Annotated in this window: 18 protein-coding genes and 1 pseudogene; 8 read left to right on the top strand and 11 right to left on the bottom strand. The window is 63.2% G+C overall.

Features of this window, described 5'->3' with window-relative positions; translation table 11 throughout:
- Positions 1–70: 70 nt before the first annotated feature.
- The 6 genes and pseudogenes from DSHI_RS22325 to DSHI_RS11655 all read left to right on the top strand — a co-directional run bounded on the left by DSHI_RS22325 (position 71) and on the right by DSHI_RS11655 (position 7370).
- Positions 71–235 (top strand): hypothetical protein, encoded by a 165-nt coding sequence (locus DSHI_RS22325; protein ID WP_157865321.1) that lies wholly within the window; start codon positions 71–73, stop codon positions 233–235.
- A 63-nt stretch (positions 236–298) separates the two neighbouring features.
- Positions 299–1135, top strand: a pseudogene (locus DSHI_RS21760) (IS5 family transposase).
- 125 nt (positions 1136–1260) lie between these two features.
- Positions 1261–2733 (top strand): metal-dependent hydrolase family protein, encoded by a 1473-nt coding sequence (locus tag DSHI_RS11670; protein ID WP_012178962.1) that lies wholly within the window; start codon positions 1261–1263, stop codon positions 2731–2733.
- A gap of 116 nt (positions 2734–2849) precedes the next feature.
- Positions 2850–5159: a membrane-bound PQQ-dependent dehydrogenase, glucose/quinate/shikimate family gene (locus tag DSHI_RS11665; protein ID WP_012178961.1), complete on the top strand. Its 2310-nt coding sequence runs from the start codon at positions 2850–2852 to the stop codon at positions 5157–5159.
- Positions 5160–5212: 53 nt separating this feature from the next.
- Positions 5213–6310, top strand: coding sequence for an HlyD family secretion protein (locus DSHI_RS11660; RefSeq protein ID WP_012178960.1), 1098 nt, complete (start codon positions 5213–5215; stop codon positions 6308–6310).
- 10 nt (positions 6311–6320) lie between these two features.
- Positions 6321–7370, top strand: a complete 1050-nt coding sequence (locus DSHI_RS11655; protein WP_012178959.1) for an FUSC family protein — start codon at positions 6321–6323, stop codon at positions 7368–7370.
- Between the two features lie 143 nt (positions 7371–7513).
- Here the strand turns inward: DSHI_RS11655 and DSHI_RS11650 are convergent, their stop codons facing one another.
- The 6 genes from DSHI_RS11650 to DSHI_RS11620 all read right to left on the bottom strand — a co-directional run bounded on the left by DSHI_RS11650 (position 7514) and on the right by DSHI_RS11620 (position 14326).
- Entirely contained in the window at positions 7514–8152 is a 639-nt protein-coding gene (locus tag DSHI_RS11650; protein WP_012178958.1) for an META domain-containing protein, read from the bottom strand.
- 33 nt (positions 8153–8185) lie between these two features.
- Positions 8186–9352, bottom strand: coding sequence for a carbohydrate porin (locus DSHI_RS11645; RefSeq protein WP_050757841.1), 1167 nt, complete (start codon positions 9350–9352; stop codon positions 8186–8188).
- 140 nt (positions 9353–9492) lie between these two features.
- Positions 9493–10863 (bottom strand): metal-dependent hydrolase family protein, encoded by a 1371-nt coding sequence (locus DSHI_RS11640; RefSeq protein ID WP_012178956.1) that lies wholly within the window; start codon positions 10861–10863, stop codon positions 9493–9495.
- 30 nt (positions 10864–10893) lie between these two features.
- On the bottom strand, positions 10894–11910 hold the full coding sequence (locus tag DSHI_RS11635; RefSeq protein WP_083768384.1) for a TAXI family TRAP transporter solute-binding subunit: 1017 nt from the start codon (positions 11908–11910) through the stop codon (positions 10894–10896).
- A complete protein-coding gene (locus DSHI_RS11630; RefSeq protein WP_012178954.1) occupies positions 11907–13826 on the bottom strand; it encodes a TRAP transporter permease in 1920 nt (639 codons plus the stop codon). Before DSHI_RS11630 ends, DSHI_RS11635 begins: the two co-directional genes overlap by 4 nt.
- The gene (locus tag DSHI_RS11620; RefSeq protein ID WP_012178953.1) at positions 13823–14326 is read right to left on the bottom strand and encodes a MarR family winged helix-turn-helix transcriptional regulator; all 504 of its coding nucleotides are present in this window, start codon (positions 14324–14326) and stop codon (positions 13823–13825) included. Before DSHI_RS11620 ends, DSHI_RS11630 begins: the two co-directional genes overlap by 4 nt.
- A gap of 301 nt (positions 14327–14627) precedes the next feature.
- On the opposite strand from DSHI_RS11620, the gene DSHI_RS11615 reads away from it, so the two are divergent.
- Positions 14628–15284 (top strand): DUF3299 domain-containing protein, encoded by a 657-nt coding sequence (locus tag DSHI_RS11615; protein ID WP_012178952.1) that lies wholly within the window; start codon positions 14628–14630, stop codon positions 15282–15284.
- Between the two features lie 63 nt (positions 15285–15347).
- Here the strand turns inward: DSHI_RS11615 and acmB are convergent, their stop codons facing one another.
- The 4 genes from acmB to torT form a co-directional block, all read right to left on the bottom strand.
- Positions 15348–16535: a methyl acetate hydrolase AcmB gene (gene acmB / locus DSHI_RS11610; protein ID WP_012178951.1), complete on the bottom strand. Its 1188-nt coding sequence runs from the start codon at positions 16533–16535 to the stop codon at positions 15348–15350.
- Between the two features lie 69 nt (positions 16536–16604).
- Positions 16605–18269: a flavin-containing monooxygenase gene (locus tag DSHI_RS11605; protein ID WP_012178950.1), complete on the bottom strand. Its 1665-nt coding sequence runs from the start codon at positions 18267–18269 to the stop codon at positions 16605–16607.
- Between the two features lie 211 nt (positions 18270–18480).
- A complete protein-coding gene (locus DSHI_RS11600; RefSeq protein WP_012178949.1) occupies positions 18481–19365 on the bottom strand; it encodes a helix-turn-helix domain-containing protein in 885 nt (294 codons plus the stop codon).
- 293 nt (positions 19366–19658) lie between these two features.
- Positions 19659–20705 (bottom strand): TMAO reductase system periplasmic protein TorT, encoded by a 1047-nt coding sequence (gene torT / locus DSHI_RS11595; RefSeq protein ID WP_245533004.1) that lies wholly within the window; start codon positions 20703–20705, stop codon positions 19659–19661.
- On the opposite strand from torT, the gene DSHI_RS11590 reads away from it, so the two are divergent.
- Complete coding sequence (locus DSHI_RS11590) at positions 20695–23433, top strand: ATP-binding protein (RefSeq protein WP_245533003.1); 2739 nt, start codon at positions 20695–20697, stop codon at positions 23431–23433. The two genes, torT and DSHI_RS11590, sit on opposite strands and share 11 nt — an antisense overlap.
- Here DSHI_RS11590 and DSHI_RS11585 read toward each other — a convergent pair.
- Complete coding sequence (locus DSHI_RS11585) at positions 23403–24107, bottom strand: response regulator (RefSeq protein WP_012178946.1); 705 nt, start codon at positions 24105–24107, stop codon at positions 23403–23405. The two genes, DSHI_RS11590 and DSHI_RS11585, sit on opposite strands and share 31 nt — an antisense overlap.
- Position 24108 lies beyond the last annotated feature (1 nt).

Here is a 24108-nt window from a genome sequence, read left to right as displayed (position 1 = left end):
AGACCAAACCATGGTTAATCGCCCGAAATCGAATGTATTCAAAACCCAGACGCCCAGAGCGGAAACGCCGATGGACAAGACCACCCGCATTGTCCGCGAAATCGCTGACGAAGAAGCCGAGAAGAGAAGGATCAAGAACGCCCGCTTGCGCAGCGCGCGCCTCGAGCGTGAGGCCAACACACCGGCAGAACCTGCGAAACCGCCGCGCAAGACGCGGGCTGCCAAAGCGGTCTAGGGTCAGGACCCATTGATTTCCTTGGGATGGCGTGATCTGCGGTCCACAAAACGAGCGGTGAACATGTTTGATCTGTTTTGGCTGACCGACGCCAGATGGCGCGTCTTGAGCTCTTCTTTCCCAAGTCACACGGCAAGCCACGGGTCGATGATCGGCGTGTGCTGAGTGGGATTATCTTAATCAACCGCAATGGCTTGCGGTGGCGCGACGCGCCCGCCACCTACGGTCCGCACAAGACGCTCTACAACCGTGGGAAGCGCTGGAGCGACAAGGGCATCTTCGCTCGCATGATGGCGGGTCTTGCTGTCGAACACGGCGAGAAGCAGACTGTGATGATCCCCTCTCATCGAAACTGCGTTTCGACTGCCGGGCAGTGGACGCCACCGACCTGAAGGCCCACCGCACAGCGATGAGTTTGGGCGTCAAAAAGTGGGGCGTGGACGCCTGATCACCGCCCGGCAGGGTATTTCCGTAGGAAATGTCCCGAGAGGGAGGCCGCACCGAATGCGGCATGAACACCAAGCTGCACGCCATCTGCGACAGACAAGGACGCCCGCTGAACCTGTTCGTGACCGCTGGCCAGGTCAGCGACTATATCGGCGCACGAGCATTGCTGAGTAGCCTGCCGGATGTCGACTGGCTGCTCGGGGACCGCGGATATGATGCCGACTGGTTTCGAGAAGCGTTAGAGGACAAAGGGATACGCGCCTGCATCCCTGGTCGGAAGCAACGGAAGAAGACCGTCAAATACGACAAGCGTCGCTACAAACGACGCAACCGGATCGAAATCATGTTCGGTAAATTGAAGGATTGGCGGCGTGTGCCAACCCGCTACGACAGGTGCCCGAAGGTCTTCCTATCAGCCGTCGCCCTCGCAGCAACCTCATTTATTGGCTATGAGGCCTGACCCGAATATCCAACGCGGACGTAAGAGTGAGCTTCTTTTCTTAAAAGCGTTGACAAAGTCATGGCATTCCCGTTCAAGGTCCGACATCCCAGACGTGTTTCGAGCAAGGAGATCGGTCATGAAAGTCCAAACGACAGTACTTCTCGGTACCGCGGTGTCCGCGCTCGTTGCCGTCCAAGCACTGGCGCAGGATATTCCTTCGGAAGTGACGCTGTTCAAGGATGTGAACATCTTCGACGGCAAGAATGACGCGCTTCTCGAGGGGTATGATGTCCTCGTAGTCCGGAACCTGATCCAGCAGATCGCCGAGGATATCCCCGTCTCGGGCACCTATGAGCTTGAAGTGAGCACTGGTGCGCTGGAGCGCGTCGAGACCCTGCCGGGATCGGGCGTCAACGGCTACTCGATCACGATCCGCGATGCGGACGGTGTCGAGACACAGACACAGCAGGTCGCTGTCAACGTGATTGCGGGCGGCGGCAGAACCCTGATGCCGGGCCTGATCGACGCGCATTATCACCTGATGCTCGCGGCCAGCCAGGGGGATAGCTGGCGCCTCGAGCAACCCGATTACACCCATGCAACCATGGTGGTCGAGGCTAACAACCTGCTGCAGCGCGGGTTCACATCTATCCGCGATACGGCTGGTCCGGGCTTCGGCATCAAGAAGGCGGTCGACGAAGGGATGATCCCCGGCCCACGGATGTACCTGTCCGGCACGCTCATCACCCAGACCTCCGGACACGCAGACCGCACCCTGCCTTTCGAGGAGCCCCGCATCTTCAGCGGCCGCGCGCCCGTGGGTGAGGAAGTGATGAAGCTCGACCGGGTGGTGAACGGTCGGGACGAGGTGCTGGCGGCAACGCGCCAGAACCTCAAGCAAGGCGCAACGCAGATCAAGATCGCCATCGGCGGCGGTGTCTATTCGCTCTACGATCCGCTGGACGTGACGGAGTTCACCGAGGACGAAATCCGGGCGGCTGTCGATGCCGCGTCGGACTGGGGCACCTATGTCACCGCTCACGTCTACACGCCCAAGGGAGTCCTGCGCGGCATAAGGAACGGTTTGAAGACCATCGAGCACGGCCAGTTGATGGACGAAGAAGCCGCCCGCGAAATGGCTGAGCGTGGCGTCTACCTCATCACCCAGCCCTTCGAGGCCGAGGAAAACCTGCGCGCGCTCGCCAACGACATCCAGTGGGCCAAGTACCTGCAAGTCGTCGAAGGCTGGCAGCGCACCGCCGACCTGGTCAAGCAATACGATATCAAGATGGGCTTCGGCACGGACTTGGTCTTTGCGCCGGATACCAACGGGCAGCAGGCCGACTTCCTGGCGCGTTTCGGCAAATGGTTCAGCAATATCGAGATGCTGCGCATGATCACTTCGACCAATGCCGAGATCCTGGCGCTTAGCGGTCCGCGCAACCCGTATCAGGAGGGCCCGCTCGGTGTGATCGAGGAAGGCGCCTACGCGGACATAATCCTCGTGGACGGCAATCCGCTGGAGGATGTCTCCATCCTCGGCAGCAACGGCGCGAACATCCCGCTGGTCATGAAGGACGGCCGGATCTTCAAGAACACGATGAACTGACCCGGGGACGGGTCGCGCCTTCGATTTCCGCTGCCCCGGTCGGGATCATTTCGTTTGCGCATAGACTGCGAATCCAAGTTGCGCCAGCTTACACAACCCAACTCGGAGCTAACATCTTGACCAAGCTTTTCGGAGCCATTCTCGTCCTTGTCGGGGCCCTCATGTTCGTGCCCGGCATCTGGCTGATCGCACTCGGCGGGTCGTGGTATTACAGCCTTGCGGGCGCAGGGCTCGCGGCCGCGGGCTTTTACTACTGGAAGAAACAGCTCCTGGGGGCCTGGATTTTCGGGGCGGTATTCGCCGGCACCGCGCTCTGGGCCGTCTGGGAAGTCGGGTTCGAGCTCTGGCCGCTGGTGCCGCGCCTGGTCGCGCCCATGGTGTTGGCCATCCTCGCTGTCCTTCTGGTGCCATCCCTGAACGAGGGGCGCGGACGCACAGCCAGCCTCGCGGCGGCCGGGGTGCTTGCGCTGGGGATTGCCGGGTTCTTCTGGGGCATGGCCACGCCGCAGAACGTCATCGCCAACACCGACCCGGTCCCGACCCGTGCGATCGCGGCGGAAAGCCCGAACTGGACCCATTACGGGCGCACCCCGACCGGCACGCGCTTTGCGCCGTTCGACCAGATCACGCCCGAGAATGTGGGCGAGCTGGAGGTCGCCTGGACCTTCAACCACGGCGACGCGCCCTCCGGCACGGGCCAGGACCAGAACACGCCACTCTACGTGGACGGGCTGGTCTATCACTGCTCGCCCAACAACATCGTCAGCGCCATCGACGCGGTGACGGGCGCGCAGGTCTGGCAATACGACCCCGAAGCGAGCTCCCCCCTGTGGCAGCGGTGCCGGGGCGTGACCTACTACGAACCGACGCCGCGGGAAGGCGCCCCGGCGGACGGCACCTGCGCCGCGCGCATCGTGCTCAGTTCGGTCGACGCGCGGTTGATCCAGCTCGACGCGCGGACCGGCGCGCTCTGCACGACCTTCGGCGACGGTGGCGCGGTGGACCTGACGCGAAACATGGGCGAGGTGCGGCCAGGATTCTACTTCCCGACCTCCGCGCCCACGGTGATGGGCGACCGGATCATCCTCGGCGGCTGGGTCTGGGACGGCATGGCCGTGGACGAACCCTCCGGCGTGGTGCGCGCCTTCGATGGCCGCACGGGCGAGATCGCCTGGGCGTGGGATATCGGCAATCCGGCCATCGACACCGTGCCGCCCGAGGGCGAGACCTATACCCGCGGCACGCCAAACGTCTGGTCCACCCCGGCCTTCGACGCAGCACTCGGCCTCGTCTACCTGCCCACAGGTAACGCGCAGCCCGATTTCTACGGAAGCTCGCGCATCGAGGCGGCGAATGACTGGAACTCCTCCATCGTCGCGCTGGATGTCGAAACCGGCAAAGTGGTCTGGAGTTTCCAGACAACCTACCGCGACATCTGGGACTACGATGTGCCGGCCCAGCCGATGCTCTACGACATCACCACCGAGACCGGCGAGGTCGTGCCCGCCCTGATCCAGGTGACCAAGCGCAGCCAGACCTTCGTGCTGGACCGGCGCGACGGTACCCCGATCGCAGAGGTGCGCGACCTGCCTGTGCCCACGACCGGCGGGGTCGAGCCCGACTACCTGTCGCCGGTGCAGCCCTACTCCGTGGACATGCCGGTCATCGGGGCGGAGCCCTTGACCGAGGCCCGGATGTGGGGCGCCACACCGCTCGATCACCTTTATTGCCGCATCCGCTTCCGGCAGGCTTATTACGTGGGGGATTTCACGCCCATGTCCGAACAGGGCACGCTGATCTGGCCGGGCTATTTCGGGGGCATGAACTGGGGCACGGGCACAATAGACGAGGCCCGCGGCCTTTTGATCGTGAACGACACACGGGTTGCGCATCTGCTGCAACTGATCCCACGTCAAGAGGCTGATGCCCTGGGCGTCGAGGTGGTCGGCCCTCATGACGGGCTGGCGCCCCAGGACGGGGCACCGTTCGGGGCGATGCGGTCGAACTTCTTCTCCTTCGTCGGCGTGCCCTGCCAGGAGCCGCCCTATGGCACGATGACCGCCATCGACCTCGCGGACCGGTCGATCCTATGGCAGCGGCCCGTCGGGACCATCGAGGAGACCGGGCCCTTCGGCATCCGCACCGGCTGGCGCATGCCCGTGGGCCTGCCGTTGGTGGGCGGGCCGATCTCCACCGCGAGCGGCCTGACCTTCTACTCGGGCACGCAGGACTATTACCTGCGGGCGTTCTCATCCGAGACCGGCGAAGAGTTGTGGCGCGGGGCACTCCCGCTCGGCTCGCAATCCACGCCGATGTCCTATATCGGGCCAGATGGGCGTCAGTATGTCGTTGTCACCGTAGGCGGCCTGAACGATATCATGGGACGCGGCGATATCGTGATGGCCTTTGCCCTGCCAGAGGAGTGAAAGGGCCTAGGCGGTGTGGTCGCATGTGAAGATCGGTTGGCAAAGGACGTGACATGAGCGAGACCCAGACATCTCCGCCTTCCGGAGGCAGCCCAGCCAGAACCGTTGCGCTGGTGGTTGTCGTGGCGCTGGTGCTGATCGCTGGGCTTTATGCGCTGATGGATCGCTATGTGCCCAGCAGCCCGCGCGGGATTGTATCGGCCAACGTGGTGCAGATCGCTCCGCGGGTCTCGGGCACGATCACCCGCGTTCATGTGGCCGACGATGCGATCGTTGAGGCGGGGGATCCGCTCTTCTCGCTCGATCCTCGCCCGTTCGAGCTGGCGGTGCGGCAGGCCGAGGCGAATCTGAACACCGCGCTTCAGACCGTAGATGCCTCGGGCGCGTCGCTGGTCGCGGCACAGGCCGCCGTCACCCAGGCCCGCACCGCGCTTGAAAACACGCAGGCCGAGGCCGACCGGACCTTTCAGCTGGAAGAGCGCGGCATCGTGGCCACCGCCCGCGGCGATGACGCCCGCGCCGCGGTCGAGTCCGCTCAGGCCCAGCTGGATCAGGCGGAGGCCAATCTCGACAGCGCACGAGCGCAGCTTGGCCCCGAGGGGGCAGACAACCCCACCATCCAGGCCGCCACGGCACAACTGGAACAGGCGCAGTATGACCTGGCCTCGACCACGGTGACCGCGCCGCACCTCGGGGTTGTAACCAACGTGACCTTGTCGGAGGGGCAGTTCATCGGGGCAGGAAGCCCGGCCTTGACCTTCATCGACGCCGAGGCCGGTTGGATCACCGTCGATCTGCGCGAGAACCAGCTTCAGAAGATCGAGGCGGGAGATCCGGCCCGCGTCTTGTTCGATGCGCTTCCGGGGCGGATTTTCGAAGGACGGGTCCAGAGTATCGCCTGGGGTATCGCGCCAAGGCGCACGGTGCAGGGCGGGTTGGTTGCGAACCAGCAGACGACCCAGTGGTTCGAGCCGGCGCGCACAATCCCCGTGCGGATCGAGCTGGAAGGCGGGATGGAGAACTGGCCCTATGCCGTCCGCGTCGGCGGCAAGGTCCATGCGGTGATCTTTTCCGAGAGCGAAACCGGCCCCATCGCCTGGGTGGCGCGCGGGTTGCAACGGCTGCGCTCCTGGCTCAGCTACCTGCACTGAGGGGGCTGCGATGTACGTCGCCCCCCGCCCCGATGCCGCCGAGGACCCGCTTTACGGCATCCGCCTGGGGCTGACCGGTGCGCTCGCCTTTGCGGCGATACCGCTGCTGGATCCGGTGATGCCAACCATCGTCGCGGCTCTGCCCGTTGGCCTGATCGCGGCACAGCGGCGGGCCTTCTCTCCGGTCCGGGTCTTCGCCGGGCCTATCGCGGCCTGCATCATTGCTGTGCTGATGGCATGGTTCGTGGTCTGGCTCCAGCCTATGGCGGTGGTTTATGCCGGGGCAATGTGGCTTGTCTATTTTGTGGGCTTCGGGCTGATCCTGCGGACCGGGGCGGCGCCAGGCATGCTCATCGTGATCATGGGCGTGCTGTTTTCGGTTATCGGCATGAGCGGGGCTGCTGCGGTCGAGGTGCTGCGCAACCAGTTCATCCTGGGGGCGCTGCTGACCCTGGTAATCGCGCCTTTGGTCTATGCGATCTGTCCCACGCGCACGGCGGCGCCGCAGGTCGATGCGCCGCGGCCCGAACAGGGCAACGTGGTCGTCGGCGCCGCGATCCGGGCATTCGTCCTTCTGGGACTGAGCTTCTGGCTCTATGCGGTGATGCCGCCCTCTGACATCATGATGGCGATCATGGCGGCGCTGGTGCTGGTCTTCCCGACCCGCCGGGCGGTCTTCTTCGAAGCGGGCCAGCGCATGCGCGCGACGCTCTACGGCAGTGCACTAGCGGCGATCATTCTCGGGGTATTCCTGCTCTCGCCGCACCTGCCGATCCTGCTCGGGCTGATCTTCCTCGCCGGACTCTGGGTGGGGCAACGGATGCTCTTCGACCCGCGGCCCCATTTCGCCTATCAGAACGCCTATCCGGCGGCGATGGCGCTGGTGGCCGGGGCGCTGAGCACGCAAGACCCCGGTGCGGCCATCCTGTCCCGCGTGGTGCTGACTTTGGTCGGAGCGTTCACGGCAGCCTATGCCGTAGCCCTGCTCGATCAGCTCACCGACTGGCGTCAGGACCCCGGCCCCGCAGGCACCGCACAAGCGTCCTCAGCCGGGGGCTAGATCTCGCCGTGCGTAACTCGCCACATACGATGCGCGCCGATCATGTTGTCCTATGTGCGATTTGATCCCGAGCGCTCCATCCTTGCGCGTTGTCGTGAGGTGCAGGGGGGATTCCAAGCCATCACCCCCTGCGGTAGGCACCTTTACTCTGCTTGGACGCTAAAAGAATATGTGACACCCGCTCGGGTTTCGATCCGCAGCGTGCGCTCCTCGACCCTGTACGATGTCGCCTGCGAGAGATCCGCCGCCATTTGTGGGACAGGGTCCGCGGCACATGCCATGCGGGTGAGGGCCACCGGTCCGACGCTCAGCGCACCCGCACTGTTCGTCTCCGGCTCGGCCTCCCAGGTCCCCCGTCCGAGATTGCAGTCCGCGCGCAGCACGAGGCCGCCATCGGCCAGAAAGCCGATCGTGTGATGCCCGGTTTCCTCGATCTCGGCTTCACCAACCTGAACCAGTTCCCACACACCGCCCACAAGTGCTGCGCCTCCGGGCACCGCGGTGCAGATCACGGGATCGGTGCCGGTGCTTTGCCATCTGACCTCGTCGCCTTGCCCCCGCAAAGTGCCGGGGGTGCCCGAGTAGACAAACCCGGAGCCCGAAGGCTGCGCTTCAAGCGTGACCTCCATGGTGACCCGTACGCTGTCCTGTCCGAATTCGGCGACGAGGCTGCGCCCATCGTTACAGGTGAATGGCACGGCTTCCATCGACTGGGCGCTGACGGTCGTGGCGGCAAAGGTCGTCGCTATGAAGACGACGCAGGCGATACGTGGGAGGATCATGGTACTTTCCTTTGCGGTTGTCGGGCCATTCTGTCAGAACGCGGCGCGCAGCCGCAGACCGAACAGGGCGATGGTGTCCTTGTCGGGGTTCAGGGCGGGGTTCTGGATGATCTGCACGCTCGGCGTGATTTCAATCCCCTCGGTCAGTTGCCAGCGGCTGAAAGCCTCCACCGTCCATTGATCGTCCAGATCGACTCCGAACGTGTCGTCGTTCGGGCGGCTCCAGTTCACGCCAAGGCCGGTCAGTTGGCGACCGGGGTTTTGGGTGTAGCCGACGCCGACACTGAGTGCCGCCTCGTAGAGGCTGCCGCCCGCATCGGCCCAGCCGCCGCGCACAAATGGCAGCCATGTGTTTTCGATACCGCGAGTATAAGAGAAGGCGATGCCGTAGCCATCGTCACTGCCGGCCTTGGTGCGCTCGTCGATTTGCCATAGGGTCACATGGGCGTTGTCGATGAAGAGCGCCTTCGGTCCGGAAGTCCAACCCAGTTCCAGAGATTTGAAGGTCTCACCCTCGTCGAACAGGGTATCGAAGCCGCCCAGCAGGTCCGTGGCGTCCCCGTTGGCGTCCACGATCCCAACCGCCGCATAGACCCTGTCGGTCAGGAATCCGGCCGCGACCGCACCCAAGGCACCATCAGGCAGGCCGCCGATGGTGCCGGAGCCGGTCTGGAACGCCAAGTTGGAAAACCCGGTCCAAGGGCTCGCCAAGGCAAAGACATCGACATAGTCGGTCACGTCGAGCCATCCGACTGATACCACGGCCTGTCCATCCGCGAGATTCTGCTGCCAGTAGAGGTTCGTGGCCCGCCATCCCTGGTCGTTGAAGACCGAATTGACCAGCCCGACATAGCCAAGCTCGGTGCCGAAATCCGTCACTGCGAGATCGCCATAGGCGTGGCGCTGTTCCAGCTTGAACACGAGGTTACCGGTGTTGGGGCCGTCCCTGCCAACCAGGGCCCATTTCCCGAAAGCGCGAAACACGCCGCTGCCGGCGGTCCGGTCGCCAGGGCTGGAACTGGCCCGGAAACCCAGGGCATTGTAATCGAACCCGAGGGTCAGCCCGGTGCGGGCTTCGAGGTCGGATTTCCACTGGGTCCACCCCTCCTGGATGTCGACGGCGAGCAGGCTGTCCTTGTCCTGCGCGTCATAGCTCAGCGTGCTCGGAGTTGCGGAAGGCCCCGACAAGGTTTCTGCCACGTTCGCGGCCTGCGCGAGGCTCGAAGGCCCGAATGCTAACAACACAGTGGATGCGGCAAGCGAGGGGAGCCGCAGAGACCGGCATGGCGGCGTCGCGGGGCATGTGTCGGGGGGTGGAAAAGCGGTTGGCATCGGTCTGCTCACAGGATGTTCTTGTGGATCACGCCACCCTTCATGATCAGGGCCAGCGAGGTTTCGGGGGTCGTGAGGATCGAGATGTCGTCCAGCGGGTTGCCGTTCACCAGCAACAGGTCGCCATAGGCCCCGGGTTCAATCACCCCGAGCGGTCCTGCCTGGTAGGGATGGCGCGCTCCGCTGCGCGCGAACAACTCGGCATTGCCCGAGGTGGCCTGCATCAGGATCTCGGTCGGGGTGTAATAGGCAGTGCGCGCGACGAATTCGAGCGACTGGAACGGGCCTTTGTCGATGGTGCCGAGAATGTCGGTCCCCCAGGCAACTTTCAGGCCAAACGCCTTGGCCCGCTCATACCCTTCGGTGGCGCCCGCCTTGGCTTGCAGGAATTTCGGCAAAGCATCGCCGGTCAGCCCTGTGTCCTCCGGATTGGCGGCATAGGTCAGGTACTGGGTCGAGAAGAAGACATCCTTGTCCTTCATCATCTGCATGGATTCTTCCGAGGCGAACAGTCCATGCTCGACCGAGCGCACGCCGGCGGTCAGGGCGTTCTGGACCGAGGCGTCGGAATAGGCATGGATCTTCGCGTAGGTGCCCCATTTTTGCGCCTCGGCCACGATGGCTTGCAACTCCTCGAGGGTGAATTCCGTCACGTCGAGCGGGTCATGCGCCCCGGTGATCGAGCCGCTGCCCATGATCTTGATCTGGGTTGCGCCGTAGCGCAGGGCCTCGCGTGTCGCCTTCATCACCTCCGCCTTGCCGTCAGCGGTGATCGTCCAGCCACGCAGATAGGCCGGGTCGAGCTGGCCGGTGAAATGCGGCGAAAGGTAATTCATCCGCGGCTCGAAATCGCCATGCCCGGAGGTTTGAGAGATGAAGAAGCCCGAGGGAAGGATGCGGGGGCCCGCAATGACGCCTGCGTCAATGGCGCGTTTCAGGCCAAAGGCGGGCCCGCCCGCGTCGCGAACAGTGGTGAAGCCGCGCATCAGCATCCGCCGCGCGCCTTCGGCCGCCATCACCCCGGTGTATTCATGGGGCGAGCCGTAGATCAGCTCCTCGATCTCGTCATGCCACATGATATGCGTGTGCGCGTCGGTCAGGCCAGGCGTCAGCGTGAGGCCTGTCGCGTCGATCACTGTAGCCTCTTGCGCCGACAGGCCCGCGCCCACGGCTGCGATCATCCCGTCCTCGACCAACACATCCACGCCGGTGATCAGATCGGGGGCGCGTCCGTCGAAGATCGCGGCCCCCTTGATGAGTGTGGCAGCCGGGCTTGCGGCCTCCTGGGCCCGCAGGGGCAGGGCGGCCGTTAGTCCAAGCGCCCCGGCGCCGCCCAGAAGGGCGCGACGGCTGACTGTGTTGGGTTTGGTGGTGCTCATGGGGGAGTGGTCCTTGTTTGGGGGGTGGGGTCAGCCCGGTGGGGGAAATGTGATGGCCTCGGGGATCGGCCAGCCGGCCTCACGGTAGTAGCGCTCTGCCCCGGGATGCAGCCGCCCAGAGACCAGAGAGAGCGCCATTTCAGGCGTGATCGTGCCGGGCATCCAGTCGGCGGCGCTATGGATGTCGCCGAGGTTTTCCCAGATCGCCCGGGTCACTTCGTAGACGACATGTTCCGGGACATGCATCCCGGCGCTGAAATTCACAATCGATCCATGGGTGCGCGTGGCCGTGTCGTTGACCTGGTTCGGCCCGTAGGCATCCGGGGGTATCTCGTTGGCGGTTCCGCCGGTCTCCGCTCGGATCGTCACATTGCGCAGATCGACATCCAGCAACCGGATCCGGCTTGTCAGGGCGAATTGCTGGACCGCGGCGCTTGGCAGGTTCGTGGGCAGGACGATCACGTCGATCTTGCCATCCTGAAATGCCTGGATCGCGGCGTCGAACCCGAAGGCCTGGAGCTTCATCTCGCCCGGCGTGATACCGGTGGATTGTTCGATGACACGCAGGACCACCTCGGTGGCGGCGCCGCCGGGAGGGCCCGCGAACACGGTCCGACTTCGCAGATCGGCCAGGCTCTCGATGCCGGACCCCGCGCGCGTGATGTAGTGGTAAGGCCCCATCTGGTAGGCGAAGATCATGCCCACGTTTTGCTCCAGCGCGGGTGCCGTCTCGAAATGCTGGAATGGGCCGAGGCGATTGACCATCATCCAGTTGATGGTGGGTGCACCGAACAGAAAGTCGACGCGTCCGGTGGCGGCGTCCATCATGTGCCGTGTGGCCGTGCCCGTGGCGCTGACCTGTAACTCGATGCCGTCCACATGGGTGTTCACGACCCGGGCAATGGTCGTGTTGACCACGAAAGGCGTGAGGCCCGGTGCGAGGGAGGTGACCTTGTACCGCTCGGCCAAGGCGCCCCCGGGGAACTGGAGCGTCGCAACCGCGAGGATGCCCGCACCCAGCATTCTTTTGGCACCCGACCGGATCATGTGCCATGCGCCCGCAGGGAGACCCGCTTGATCCAGCCCGCCCGGTGCAGGGGGTGCAGCACCCCCATAGCGATGCCCAAGGCCAGCCCGGGGCCCCAGAGGGCGACCGTCGGCACCATCACGGCGCAGGCGGCGCCCCCGCGCAGCATGCGATTGTGCCGCGGCAAACGTCCCAGCACCGGGTCCGCGCCGCCCAGAGCAGTGGCAAGCAGCCAACTGGCCAATGACAGGCGCAGCGCCGTGGTCAGAAGCTCCGCCCAACTGAAGCTGCCCGCCACCAGCAAGAGCGACGGCGCATAGACGAACGCGAAAGGCACGATCAAGCCGACGATCGAAATCCGCAGCGCGGTGAACGAGATCCGCAAGGCATCCGCCCCCGCAATAGGGGCCGCCACGAAACAGCCATAGGCAATGGGTGGCATGATCGAGGAAAACACCGCGAAGTACAGAACGAACATATGCGCGGCGAGGGGCAGAACGCCTGCCTCAATGAGCGTTGGTACGATCATGATCGCGACGATCAGGTAGGCCGGCAGTGTCGGCAACCCCATCCCGAGGACAAGCGCCCCAAGCATCGCCATCAGTAATGCCAGGGGCAGATAGGCATCGCCGACCTCGGAGAGCGCGACAGCGAAGCGGATCGCGATGCCGGTCTCGTTTACCACGGCCAGCACTATCCCGATGACCGCAACCGATAGCAGGATCCGTGCCGACGCGAGCCCGCCTGCACAGAGCGCCCACCAGATCCGGATCGGTTGCTGCCGGAGCTGGGGCGTCAACACAAGGCCCGTCACAAGGGCCGCGATCGTACCGGCAAGCCCCGCCATGGCGGGTGAGCTGCCTGACAGGAACGCGATCATCAGTACGGCAAGCGGCACCAGAACGAGGGCCGATTGCAGCCAGTCCTGCCGCGTGAGCTTGGGAATATCCTCGGCAGCCAGGGGGCGGATATCCAAGCGCAAGGCCTCCACATAGACCTGCGCGAAAAGGCCGAGATATTTGAACAGGGCGGGCAGGGCGGCGGCAGCAATCACCATCAGCAGCGGCAGCCCAACGAGGTCGGCCATCACGAAGACCGTGGCGGCCATGATGGGCGGGGTAAGTTGCCCGCCTGAGGACGCCGCGGCCTCGACCGCTCCGGCAAAGCGGCTTGAAAACCCCTGCCGCTTGATCATCGGAATGGTGAAAACGCCCGTGCCCGCGATGTTCGCGGCAACGGAGCCGTTCATCATGCCGAAGACCGCGCTGGCAGCAATGGCGGCATGGGCCCCGCCGCCGCGCACCCGCCCAAGCAGTGCCGTTGACAGCCGGATCAGGCTCTCGCCTGCGCCCGTTTGCTGCAGCACCGCACCCAGGATTAGGAAAATCAGCAGGTTACTGGCAACCAGACCGGTCATTCGCCCGAAGACCCCGTCGAAGGAGTACCACGTGATTTGCACGAAATCGCCCAAGCCTACGCCGAAATGGGCGACCGCGTTGGGCAGGTAAGGCCCGCCGAAGGCATAGAGGATCAAGGCCCCGGCGAGAATCGCCAGCGATCTGCCCCAAACCCGTGCTGCCAGCACGATCACGGTGAAAACCCCGGCCAGACCCGCGAGCACGGACAAAGGCGTCGCCACGAAAAACCCGGTCCACAATTCCGCCTTGACCGCGTGAAACCACCAACCCGCGCAGCCGAAACCGGCCAGGAGAGCAGCGTCGACCGCCCGCCCCGACGGCCTGCCACGCCTGGCGGGGTGTGCCAGACCCACAATAGCCACGGATAGCGCGATCGCCCCGAACCGGGCCGTGGCCTCATCGAGAGTTGCAAAGGCGATCACACAGATCACCAACAGCGCGAAAAGCCCGCCCAGGGGTGCACCTAGCCCGCCGGCCGGCGCCGGGTTCGCGACTGGTATGGTCGCCGGCTGATTCATCCTTCGCGCTGCCGCTCCATGAGCAGGGCATGGGCATGATCGCCAACCTTGTCGAGCAGGCGCAGCAAGGTTTCGCATTCGCTCGCCGTTAACACCGACGCGGTCACCGCGTTCCGCTCAGCGGTGAACCGGATCAACACATCGTGCAGCTTGCGCCCCGCGCTGGTCAGATCCAGCGCGAGCGCGCTCGCATTCGATGCAAGAGGTCTTGTGTGGATCAGGCCCCGATCCACCAATTGATTGACGATCCGACTGAACTGCCCCTTATCCATGTAAAGCCTTTCGCGCACTTCCCGTGAGGGAACTGGCCCGAAGGCGGACACGAGCCCAAGGATCCGCCACTGATTCAGCGTGACGTTATGGTTGAGCTTGTAATGATAGCTCCCGGCCCGGTCGTTGATCGCGTTCAACCGCGCGACCTTGAAGCTGAGCGCGTCGGTGATGTCCGCGATCTCGGGGTGAACGGACGGCCGTTCCGTCGATTTCGGCAGCGGGATCATACACACTCCTTTTTCAAATTTTTTGTGACGACACGTGTTGACCTAGTCAACAGTATTGTGCCTGATACCAGTACGGAACAGTGTCGATGCAATGCGCCAGACGCAAACCATCAGTCCTCCCGCCCGTTTGTCGTCAGAAAACGTCGATCCGGCGCAAAAAGCAACGCAGCAGGCGGGCGGACATGGCAGCTGTGAGTCGCCTCGGCGGCTCTTGGCGTGGCGGTCTTCACGATCTCGGCCTGCGCGGGCGTCTGCGCCGAAGGGGTTCCGTCAGACCAGGCACGTCATCAAAGGAGCCCCCTTGTTCAAGTCCCTAAGCCTTGTACTCGGTTTTGTACTGAACTTCGCCCCGGCGGCAGCCTTTGCTGTGGAGCCGCGCGAAGTCACCTGGGCCGACCTGGCCCCGCCGGCGGCGGCCATAGATAACCCGTTTGAGCGGCTGACGCCCGGGCAAATGGATGCGCTCCGATTGATTCTGCGGCACGAAACGCGGCCCACGCCGACCTCTGCGCCCGAAGCGGCCCTGCGTGTGCAGGAGCTGCGAGACACGCTGGCGAAGGATGGGGTCGACGTGGATGCGCTGTTCCAGGCGCGCCTGGACATCATCGCTCACCGGCAAGCTGCTGCTTCGCGCGTCAACGAAGGCGTCCTCGGCGCCCCCGTTCGGATGGCGGGTTTTGTTTTGCCCCTCTCGTTCGAAGGCGAAAGGGCAACCGAGTTTCTTTTGGTGCCTACGGTCGGCGCCTGCATTCATACGCCACCGCCGGCCCCCAATCAGGTCGTGCACGTTGTCTATCCCGAAGGTGTCGAGGTCACCGGTCTCTTTACGCCTGTCTGGATCAACGGGGCGCTTGTTGCACAAAGCTCTCGACCCACGGTACGCTTTTCCGACGGTCAGGCGCCCGTGTCGGTGAGCTATATGATGACAGCCGATATCGTCGACTACTTTTCTGATTGAGACGGGCCAGTCAGCGTCTCGCTGCTCGGGGCGGCCGCCGGTTGACGGCGGCCGCCATGTCTATCAGGCCGCCTTTGCAGCGCGCAGGGACGCGTAGAACGCGGTCTCGAAATCCACGTAGCCGGTGAAGGAAACCGGGTCGCCAAACGGAAGGATTTGTGTGGCCCAGAACCCTCCGAACCCGTTTGTCCGATCGATCCAGTAGAACAGGTTCGCCAGACCTGCCCAGCCCAATGCACCGGCGGGACGACCGGTCGGCGCTTCTTCGTCGTTGACCATGAAGCTGTAGGACCAGGATTTCGAGAGCCCCGGGAAAAACTCGGCATCGTTCGAAAGCGAAGGGATCACCCCCGGTAGCATCCCGATCTTCATTTCGCCCAAGTGGTTCTTCTCGGCCATGGCGACTGTTTCGGGTTTCAGCACGCGGCCGTTGGGGCCCATGCCGTCGTTCAACCACATGCGAATGAACTTCATGTAGTCGCCCGCGGTCCCATAGAGGCCGTGCCCCCCCATGTGGATCTCGGGCGTGTCGGTCAACTCGAACTCCATGGGCGTGAGCGAGCCGTCCTCGCCGCGCGCGTGCATCCCCGCGAGCCGCGAGCGCAAGCCATCGTTCAACTCGAACGTCATGTCCTCGATGCCAAGCGGATCGAAGATCCGGGTCTGGAAAACCTCGCCCAACCGCTTGCCTGTGATACCTTCGACGACCTGTCCGACCCAGTCGATATTTGAGCCATATTCCCACTTGTCGCCCGGATCGAATTGCAGCGGCGTCATGAGCGATGCTTTCGAGGCGGTGATGACGCTGGGCTGGCCTTTTTCCTGCGCAAGCCGGTTGTAGGTTTCGCTGAAGAAGTCGTAGCCGAACCCGCCCGTATGCAGCAGCAGGTGCTTTGTGGTCACCGGGCGCTTGGGCGCGCGCAGGATCGGCTCGCCCGCGTCGTCGAAGCCCTCGATCACCTGAAGTTTGCCGATGTCCGGGGCATAATCGCTGGCAGGCGCGTCGAGATCCAGCCTGCCCTCTTCTACAAGTTGAAGTGCCGCCGTCGCCGTGATCGCCTTGGTGGTCGAAAAGATCGCGAACGCGTCGTCCACGCCCATGGCCGTGTCGCCGTCGATCCGGCGCACCCCGGCGGCGCCTTCATAGATGTTGCGATCGCGATCCGCCACCATGGCGACGACGCCCGGCACGCGCGGCTCGGAGGTGACGACCCGATTGAGAATGTCGTCCGCGTTGAAAGTATGACCCATGTTTTCCTCCCGAATAGATATGTGAACAGCCGTGCGCCCCGGTCAACCCTGGCGCACGGTTGGTTGGTTTCAGGCCACCTTCGTGGTTTTGGCCTTGCTCATCTTGAAGGAGGGATAGCCCTCCTTGGCGATCGCCTCACATTTGTCGCGATAAACTCCAACTCCGCCAGTATAGGACAGCACACGCCGCGGTTTGCCCGGCACGTTGGAGCCGGTGTACCAGGAATCGGTCTTCGCGATCAGCGTGGCCTCGGCGGTTTCGTCGTGATGCTGCACCCAGGCGTCTTCGCCCTCCTTGGTCGGTTCAATCACGTCATTGCCGCTGGCACGGATGTCGCGGATGCAGTTGGTGATCCACTCGGTCTGCTGCTGGAGGCAGGTGGTCATGTTGCAGAGCGCCGCAGAAGGCGCGAGCGGTGCGCCGGTCATGAACAGGTTCGGAAAGCCATGTTTCATCATCCCGAGCATGGTGCGGATGTCCTTGCGCCATTCCTCGGCCAGTTTCATTCCGCCCCGACCGGTGATGTCGATCCGCGCCAGCGCGCCTGACCCGGCATCGAAACCCACCGCCATGATGATGGTGTCGACTTCGTAGACAGTGCCATCTTCGAGTTTCACCCCCTCGGGCACGATCTCGGCAATCGGGTTGTCGCGTACGCTGACGGCTTCGACGTTGTCGCGCAGATATGCCTCCAGGTATTGAGTTTCCAATGGCACGCGGTGGGTGCCGAAGCCGTAATCCCCCTTCTTGGGGACAAGAATGTCGATGAGGCGCGGATCCTTGAGGCGCGCACGCATCTTTTCGCGGACGAATTCGGAGATCTCTTCACTGACCTCTTCGTCGAAGAACATCTCCACAAAAGAAGCAAGCCAGAGCTTGAGCGAGCCATCGGCGTAAATCTCCTCGAGGATCTCGCGGCGACGCTCCGGTGTCAGATCAGCCCATGTGTTCTCGAAATCGTACTCGAACCCGGTGAAGGTATGGGGAATGGTGGTCTTCAACTCATCAAAGCGGTCCTTGTACCAAGCGGCCTCTTTGGGGCCATATTTGGGGTTTTTCATGGGCAGGACATATTGCGGGGTGCGCACGAACACGGTCAGCTGAGCCACTTCGGGCGCGATGGTCTGGATCACCTGGATGCCGGTGGCGCCGGTTCCGATCACGGCGACGCGCTTGCCTTCCAGCGCAAGGCCTTCCTTTGGATAGCGCCCGGTATGGACGATCTTTCCCTTGAAGCTCGCCTGTCCCGGGAAACGCTCGGTCAGGGGGGCCGACAGCATGCCGGTGCACCCGATCAGGTAGCGTGTCGTCACGACATCACCTTGGTCGGTCTCGACCGTCCAGAGCCCGCGCACCTCGTCAAAGCGCGCGCTGGTGATGGTGGTCGAGAAAGAGATATCGCGCCGCAGATCCAGCCGGTCTGTCACGTAGTGCAGCCACCTCTCGATCTCGCGCTGGCCGGGGAAGCGCTCGCTCCAGGTCCAGTCCTTGTAGAGGCGCTCGTCGAACAGGTACTGGTAGATATAAGACTCGCTGTCGAATTTGGCGCCGGGATAGCGGTTCCAGTACCAGGTGCCGCCCACATCGGTTGCGGTATCACAGGCGTGCGCGTTCAGCCCAAGCTCACGCAGTTGGTGCAGTTGATACAATCCGGCGACACCGGTGCCGATGACCAGCGCGTCGATCTCGGTCGGCAGCGGGTTTCTTTTCCGGGTCTTTGTCTCGTCCAGCATCAATCGTATCCTCCTCTGTAGCGGCCATTTTTCCGGCCACTTGGTCTTCTCGTGCCGGAGTTTCTCTCCAGCGCGTGCAGGAAGTCTGACTGCAGATTGAAGGGGCGTCTTGAACGTTCCCGGATCGATTGTTGTACGTTTCCGAATGGGAAACAGTTGTGACCCCTCCGGGAAACACTACCGAGGGGCCACGAAGGCCGACGCGTTGGTTTCAATGCGCCTTGCGACGGAAAACGGCCGGAGTTTCTCCGAATTCGGCGGAGAACATCCGCGTCAGGTGCGCCTGGTCGCAGAAACCGCAATCGGCGGCGATCGCCTTGATCGGCAACCCGGTGGTCGCAAGCAGACGGCGAGCACGCTCCAATCGTTTCGATTTGACGAAGGCGTAGGGCGGCCTGCCGAAGCTGCGTCGGAATTTCCGCGCAAACAGGCAGGTCGTCATGTCGAGTGCCCCGGCCATAGCCTTGAGGTCGAGCGATGTCGCCATGTTCGCTTCGATGAAGTCTACGATCCGCCGCTCCTGCCACGAGGAGAGCTCGTCGTTGTTGCGGGTCTCCAAAAGGCGAACGGAAGCATAGCTTCGCAGCAGGTGGATGATTAGGCCCCGTGCCACTGCGTCGACATAAAGCGCACCGCCCAGTGCCTGTGAGCGGGCCTCCCGCGCAATCGCCTCTGCGGCGTTGGCCATCACCGGATCATCCGTCCGGAGCACGTCGTGCAGCGATACCTCGGTTACGGCACAGTCCATAAGTTCGCTCGCGACCTCGGCCACAAGATCCCCCGACAGGTAGACATGGGTCACGTCGATCGGATCATGCCAGTTCCAGTAGGCGCGCTGGGCCCTGGTCAGCAGCGAGGTCGCGCCAGGCCCCAGCGTATCGCGCTGCCACTTGCCCTCGAAGCGACGCTGCATCGGTGTGGTGCCGGACTTGTAGCTGACCAGCATGAAGTCGCGCATGGCAGGTACGACAACGTCCTGACCATGGTAATGATAGGACCGCAACGCCACGTCTTTCCAGTTCTGGCCATCGCTTGCCAGAAGCACCTTGCCCGGTACATGGTCGGGCAATTCTTCAAACGGTATCAATCCTCCCATCAACCATCCTCCCCCCTGAAGGCTGTCTGGAATATGTCCCGCGCACGATTCTTGCGCAGGCCCGCTCATTCGCGATCTCCTGATATAGCACAGGCGGATCAAAGCACCTATTGCGTTGTCCGTCAGCCGCTTCCCGCTGGCGCGTTCTCTACATTGCTGCTCTTCTCGAAGGCTCCGCAGCAAACAGCCGTCATCAGAAAACGTGAACGCAATGCTAGCGGCTTTCTGCGCCATGCATTTCCGGATCTCCGAACAGTCGCAGTTTACGTCAGGGAAGACGAAGACAGCGTACTCTATTGAAGTGTCGGAAAGTACTTTGCGGGCGAGGTCGGTATCTGTCCTAGCGTTTCGTCCCCGGCCCTCAGCAACCGCACCTCCGGACCCACCACTCGTGCTTGACCGGGCGCTTCCGATACAGCTGCAAGCATCGCCAGACGGGCCTGAAACATCGGGTCGTCGAAAGATGCTGCCAGGACATTGCCATTCATAAGGCTGCGCTTGATCGTGTGGCTGACATAGGTCGCCAGCATTTGCGGTCGGTCAGGCGCCGCATGGGAGGCGAAGAGACCGATCGCCGCCTCGATAGCCGGAGCGCTGCCGATCAGGTAGTCGACCTTGGGGTGATGCTCCAATGCCTCTTCTGCAAGGCGCAGTTGCTGCCTCAGCCCGGTATCCGCTCTGTAGATGTCGAGGATCGTGACCGTGCTTCCGGCCAACCCGTCCCGCAGACCTGCTTCAAGCGGCCCTGTCCACCCGGATTCGGCGGGGCCGGTCAGAAGGACCGCAGTTTTCGGTTCTGAACCGGAGGGATGGCGGTCGCGCAGGAACGTTCCCAGGATATGCCCCATTTCCGTCCAGTCCACGCCGATCCGGGCGCTCAATGCATCGCTGCGAATTTCGTTGATCAGCCCGAAGACGGGGGTGTCCGCCGACACTTGGGCAAGTGTTTCGGTGAGGTCAGGATGGTCCGAGCTGACTGCCCCGATCAGGATGGCATCGACCCCTAAAGCCGCACATCGTTCCAGCTGTGCGATCTGTGTCGCCCTGGCACGATAGCCTCCGGCCTCGAAGAACAACAACTCGACGTTCTGTTTCCTGGCTTCTTCCTCCAACCCGAACCCGACACTCAGCCAATACTCGTCCTTGAAATGGGGCACGAGCACGCAAAGAACTTGTCGGTCGGCTGCGGCAGCGGAAACCGGAGGTCCCACCCCCCAGAGCCCAGCGGCAAGACCGATAGAGATGATTGTGCGCAGCATACGGCCCCCGTACTGTCGGAAGATGCGACGCACGAGTTTTGACACGCGATTGATCCAGGTCCTGAGTGCCATGGCTGCCATGGCCATTATCGTGGGTTTGGCCGCAATCGGCGTCAATCGCTATCTTATTTCGACAAAGAATGCCTTTGTCGAAACGACCTTGCCTGCCACAACGCTCGCTAGCCGGATCGGTGCCTCCAGCGAGCTGGTCGGCGCATTGGCCGCGGCATTCGTGCAAGTGGATACACAAGAGGACCTCGCGCAGATTGCAGAGACCCTCAAACTGGCCGTGGACGATATCGAAGATGGCATGCAGGAGTTGGCGGCCATCGCTCCGCCAGAGGCCGATTTTCCGCAGACATCGAGGACTCGCGATATTCTCGAGCGCATGACCGTGAATGCCGGTGCAGAGTTGCAGCTTGCAGCACGGATCCAGCAAGTCGGCGAACACGTCGCGCTGGATGGTGCGCGGCTGGACGCCTTGATCGAGGCCGAGACAGATCTGGCGCGGCTGCGGATCACCGCTGGCATCGCGGACCTTTACGCGAGCCCGGAGGAAGACCCGCGCCCTGGCCTGGACCGATTGGCCGATCGTTACTTTTTTGGTTTCGAGCGACTGACAGAGTTGGCACGCTTGATTGATGCCATGCGAATCCAGTTTCAGCAGGTGCCAGATCTGAACACGCCCGAAGACGTGCAGGCGGCCCACGAGAGCCTAGCGCGGACGCTCGTCCTGGTGCAGCGCCGCATGGTTTTTTTGCCGTCACCGCAGGTAGCCCTGGATGCGACCTCGCTTTTGCAAAGACAGCAGGCGGCAATCGGTTCCGAAGGACTCACTGGGATGGCCCTGGAAAGGCTGGCCCTCCGGGCTGGCATTGCAAGCGACAGCGCGCTTCTGCAAAGCACAATTGCCGAGCTGGCAGCGCGCGCGCGCCTCGCCCGCGATGCGGTTCAGGCGGACGGCGCGGCTCAGATCGCTCTGGCTAGCCAGCGTTCATCGGTCCTTGTGTCCGGGTTGTTCCTTGCGGTTGTGAGCGTCGCGCTGGTCGCCGCAATGCTGCTTGTCTATGCGCGCAGGCGCCTCATCGGTCGTCTTTCCGAAATCTCGCAGCGCATCGTGGCCGTGGCGCGCGGCGACTACGGCAACCCCATGCCGATCAGCGGCCACGATGAGATCGGGCGCATGGAAAAGGCACTCAACATCCTGCGCCGTCGTGCGCAGGACGAGGCTCGGCTCCGTGACAGTCTCGAAGAGGCGGTGATCGCGCGTACGGGCGATGTTGTGGCTGAAATGCGCGCCTCCAATGCCGCAAGGGCCGACGCCGAAGCCGCAAACCGCAGCAAAAGCGCCTTCCTCGCCCGTATGAGCCACGAGATCCGAACGCCTCTGAATGGCATCATCGGCATGCTGGACCTGCTGGAAGCGGAGACAGAGGACCCCGAGCGCAAGGCTCGCACCAAGACGGCGCTGAGCTCTGCGCGCGACCTGCGCGAGATCACCAATGACATCCTGACCTTCGCCAGCGGGGAAACCACCGCGGACCGCGGCAATCCGGTGCATTTTGTTCTGCGAGAGTTGGTCGGCCAGATGGGACACCACCTGCAATCCCTTGCGGCTCAAAAAGGGCTGGCCGCGGTGGTTGATCTCTCAGAGTCCGCGCCCGTTGTTCTTTACGGCGATGCAGTGAAAATCCGTCAGATCCTTGGCAACCTGATTTCGAACGCCGTCAAATACACGAGGGAAGGCACCGTGACACTGACTGTCGATCACGCGATGGATGAGCGGTCCGGGCAGCCCGTTCTCAGTTTCACGGTCGCGGATACCGGTACCGGGATGACATCGCAGGCGCTAGCGCGCGCGTTCGATGCCTATGCGCGGGCGGATTCGGCGCGGCAAGCCGGCATTGAGGGACTGGGGCTGGGGCTGGCCATCTCACGGAGCCTGACAGAAGCACTTGGTGGCGCGCTGAGCGTCGAGAGCGAAGCGGGGGTCGGAAGCCGGTTTTCGCTGACCGTCCCGCTCTCGTTGGGCGATCCTGAACAGGTCGCACAGGCCGGGGACGACTGGCTGCCCGGGCTGAAGATGTCCCGCGATGTGCTTGTGATCGACGACCACCGGGTGAACCTGATGGTTGCACGGGGCTACCTCGAAAAGCTTGGCTGCCGTGTGACCGAAGCGGGCACCGGACGTGCGGCACTGCAGCTCTGTCGGGCGCAGCGTTTCGATCTTGCGTTGATCGATCTCGATTTGCCCGACATGCGCGGGGAGGAGGTCGCGGCGGAGTTGCGACGCCACGAAGATGCGCCCATGTTGGTCGCCCTGACGGCTCACTTGGCGCAAGACACTGCCGAGAGCCGCGCGCGCCTTGGCTTTGCCCGTATCCTCACGAAACCGATCTCGCCGCGTGCACTTGCGGAGGTGCTGGAGCAATGCGTTCCTGACACGGCAATTCGAGACGATATGTCGGTCATCGAGAGTCTGCGCGCCGATACAGAGGACCTGGGGCCGCAGGTCACGGCTGCCATCGTGCGGGAGTTTCTCGATGACCTGCCGCGGGCGGTCGATCATCTGTTCTCAAGCGCAGCAGAGGACAGGCGCAAGGCAGCGCACAAGCTCAAGGGGGCAGCGTCGAATTTCCGCCTTGATGCGTTCTGCGCGGTCCTGGCAGCAGTGGAAAAAGCCGATAGCGATCTGGATGAAGAGTTGCTCCGTGAAGTTGAGCAGCGTGCCATGGAGGCCGCCGAGTCCCTCGAAGCCGCGCTTGTCGCGACAGGACTTCAGAGCGCGGCCGGATCGACGAACTGGTAACCCTTGCCGTGTTCGGTCAGAATCCATTCCGGCCTCGCGGGATCCTTTTCCACCTTTTTTCGCAGGCGCCCGACGACGACATCGATCATGCGATTGTTTCCGCGCCCCGCGGGTCGTCCGATCATCTCGGCAATTCGCGCGCGGCTGAGGGTTTGGCCGGGGTGGTCGGCCAAGGCCGTCATTACATCGAATTCCTGCTTTGACAGGGGCTCGATGCGGGCTGCCGAGATCAGCCTGCGGCGTATGCGGTCGAAACGCCAGGGCCCGAAATCGTGAACGGCGTGCGCGCCCTGTGGGGCCTGACCGATATCGGTAATCCGTGCCAGCAGGTTCTTGACCCGCGCCGCCAGTTCGCGCTTGTCGAAAGGCTTCGTCACATAATCGTCGGCTCCCATCTCCAACCCGACGATCTTGTCCACCTGATCGTCTCGGGCGGTCAGAAGGATGATCCCGACGCGGGACACGGCCCGTTGCTCCCGCGTGATGGTCAGCCCGTCCTTTCCGTCGAGATTGATGTCCACCAGCAAGAGTTCAGCCGGGTCGTCGTGAAGGGTCTGCTCCATCTGTTCGGCGTTCTCGGCTTCGCTGACACGGTAACCCTGTTCCCTCAGATACGCGGCAAGGCGCATCCGAGTCGTGCGGTCATCTTCGACAATGAGTATGTGCCCGGTCATG

The sequence above is a fragment of the Dinoroseobacter shibae DFL 12 = DSM 16493 genome (assembly GCF_000018145.1).
GTDB classification, from domain to species: Bacteria; Pseudomonadota; Alphaproteobacteria; order Rhodobacterales; family Rhodobacteraceae; genus Dinoroseobacter; species Dinoroseobacter shibae.
The sequence above is the reverse complement of the archived record's forward strand: the minus strand, read 5'-3'. Positions and strand labels throughout refer to the sequence as shown.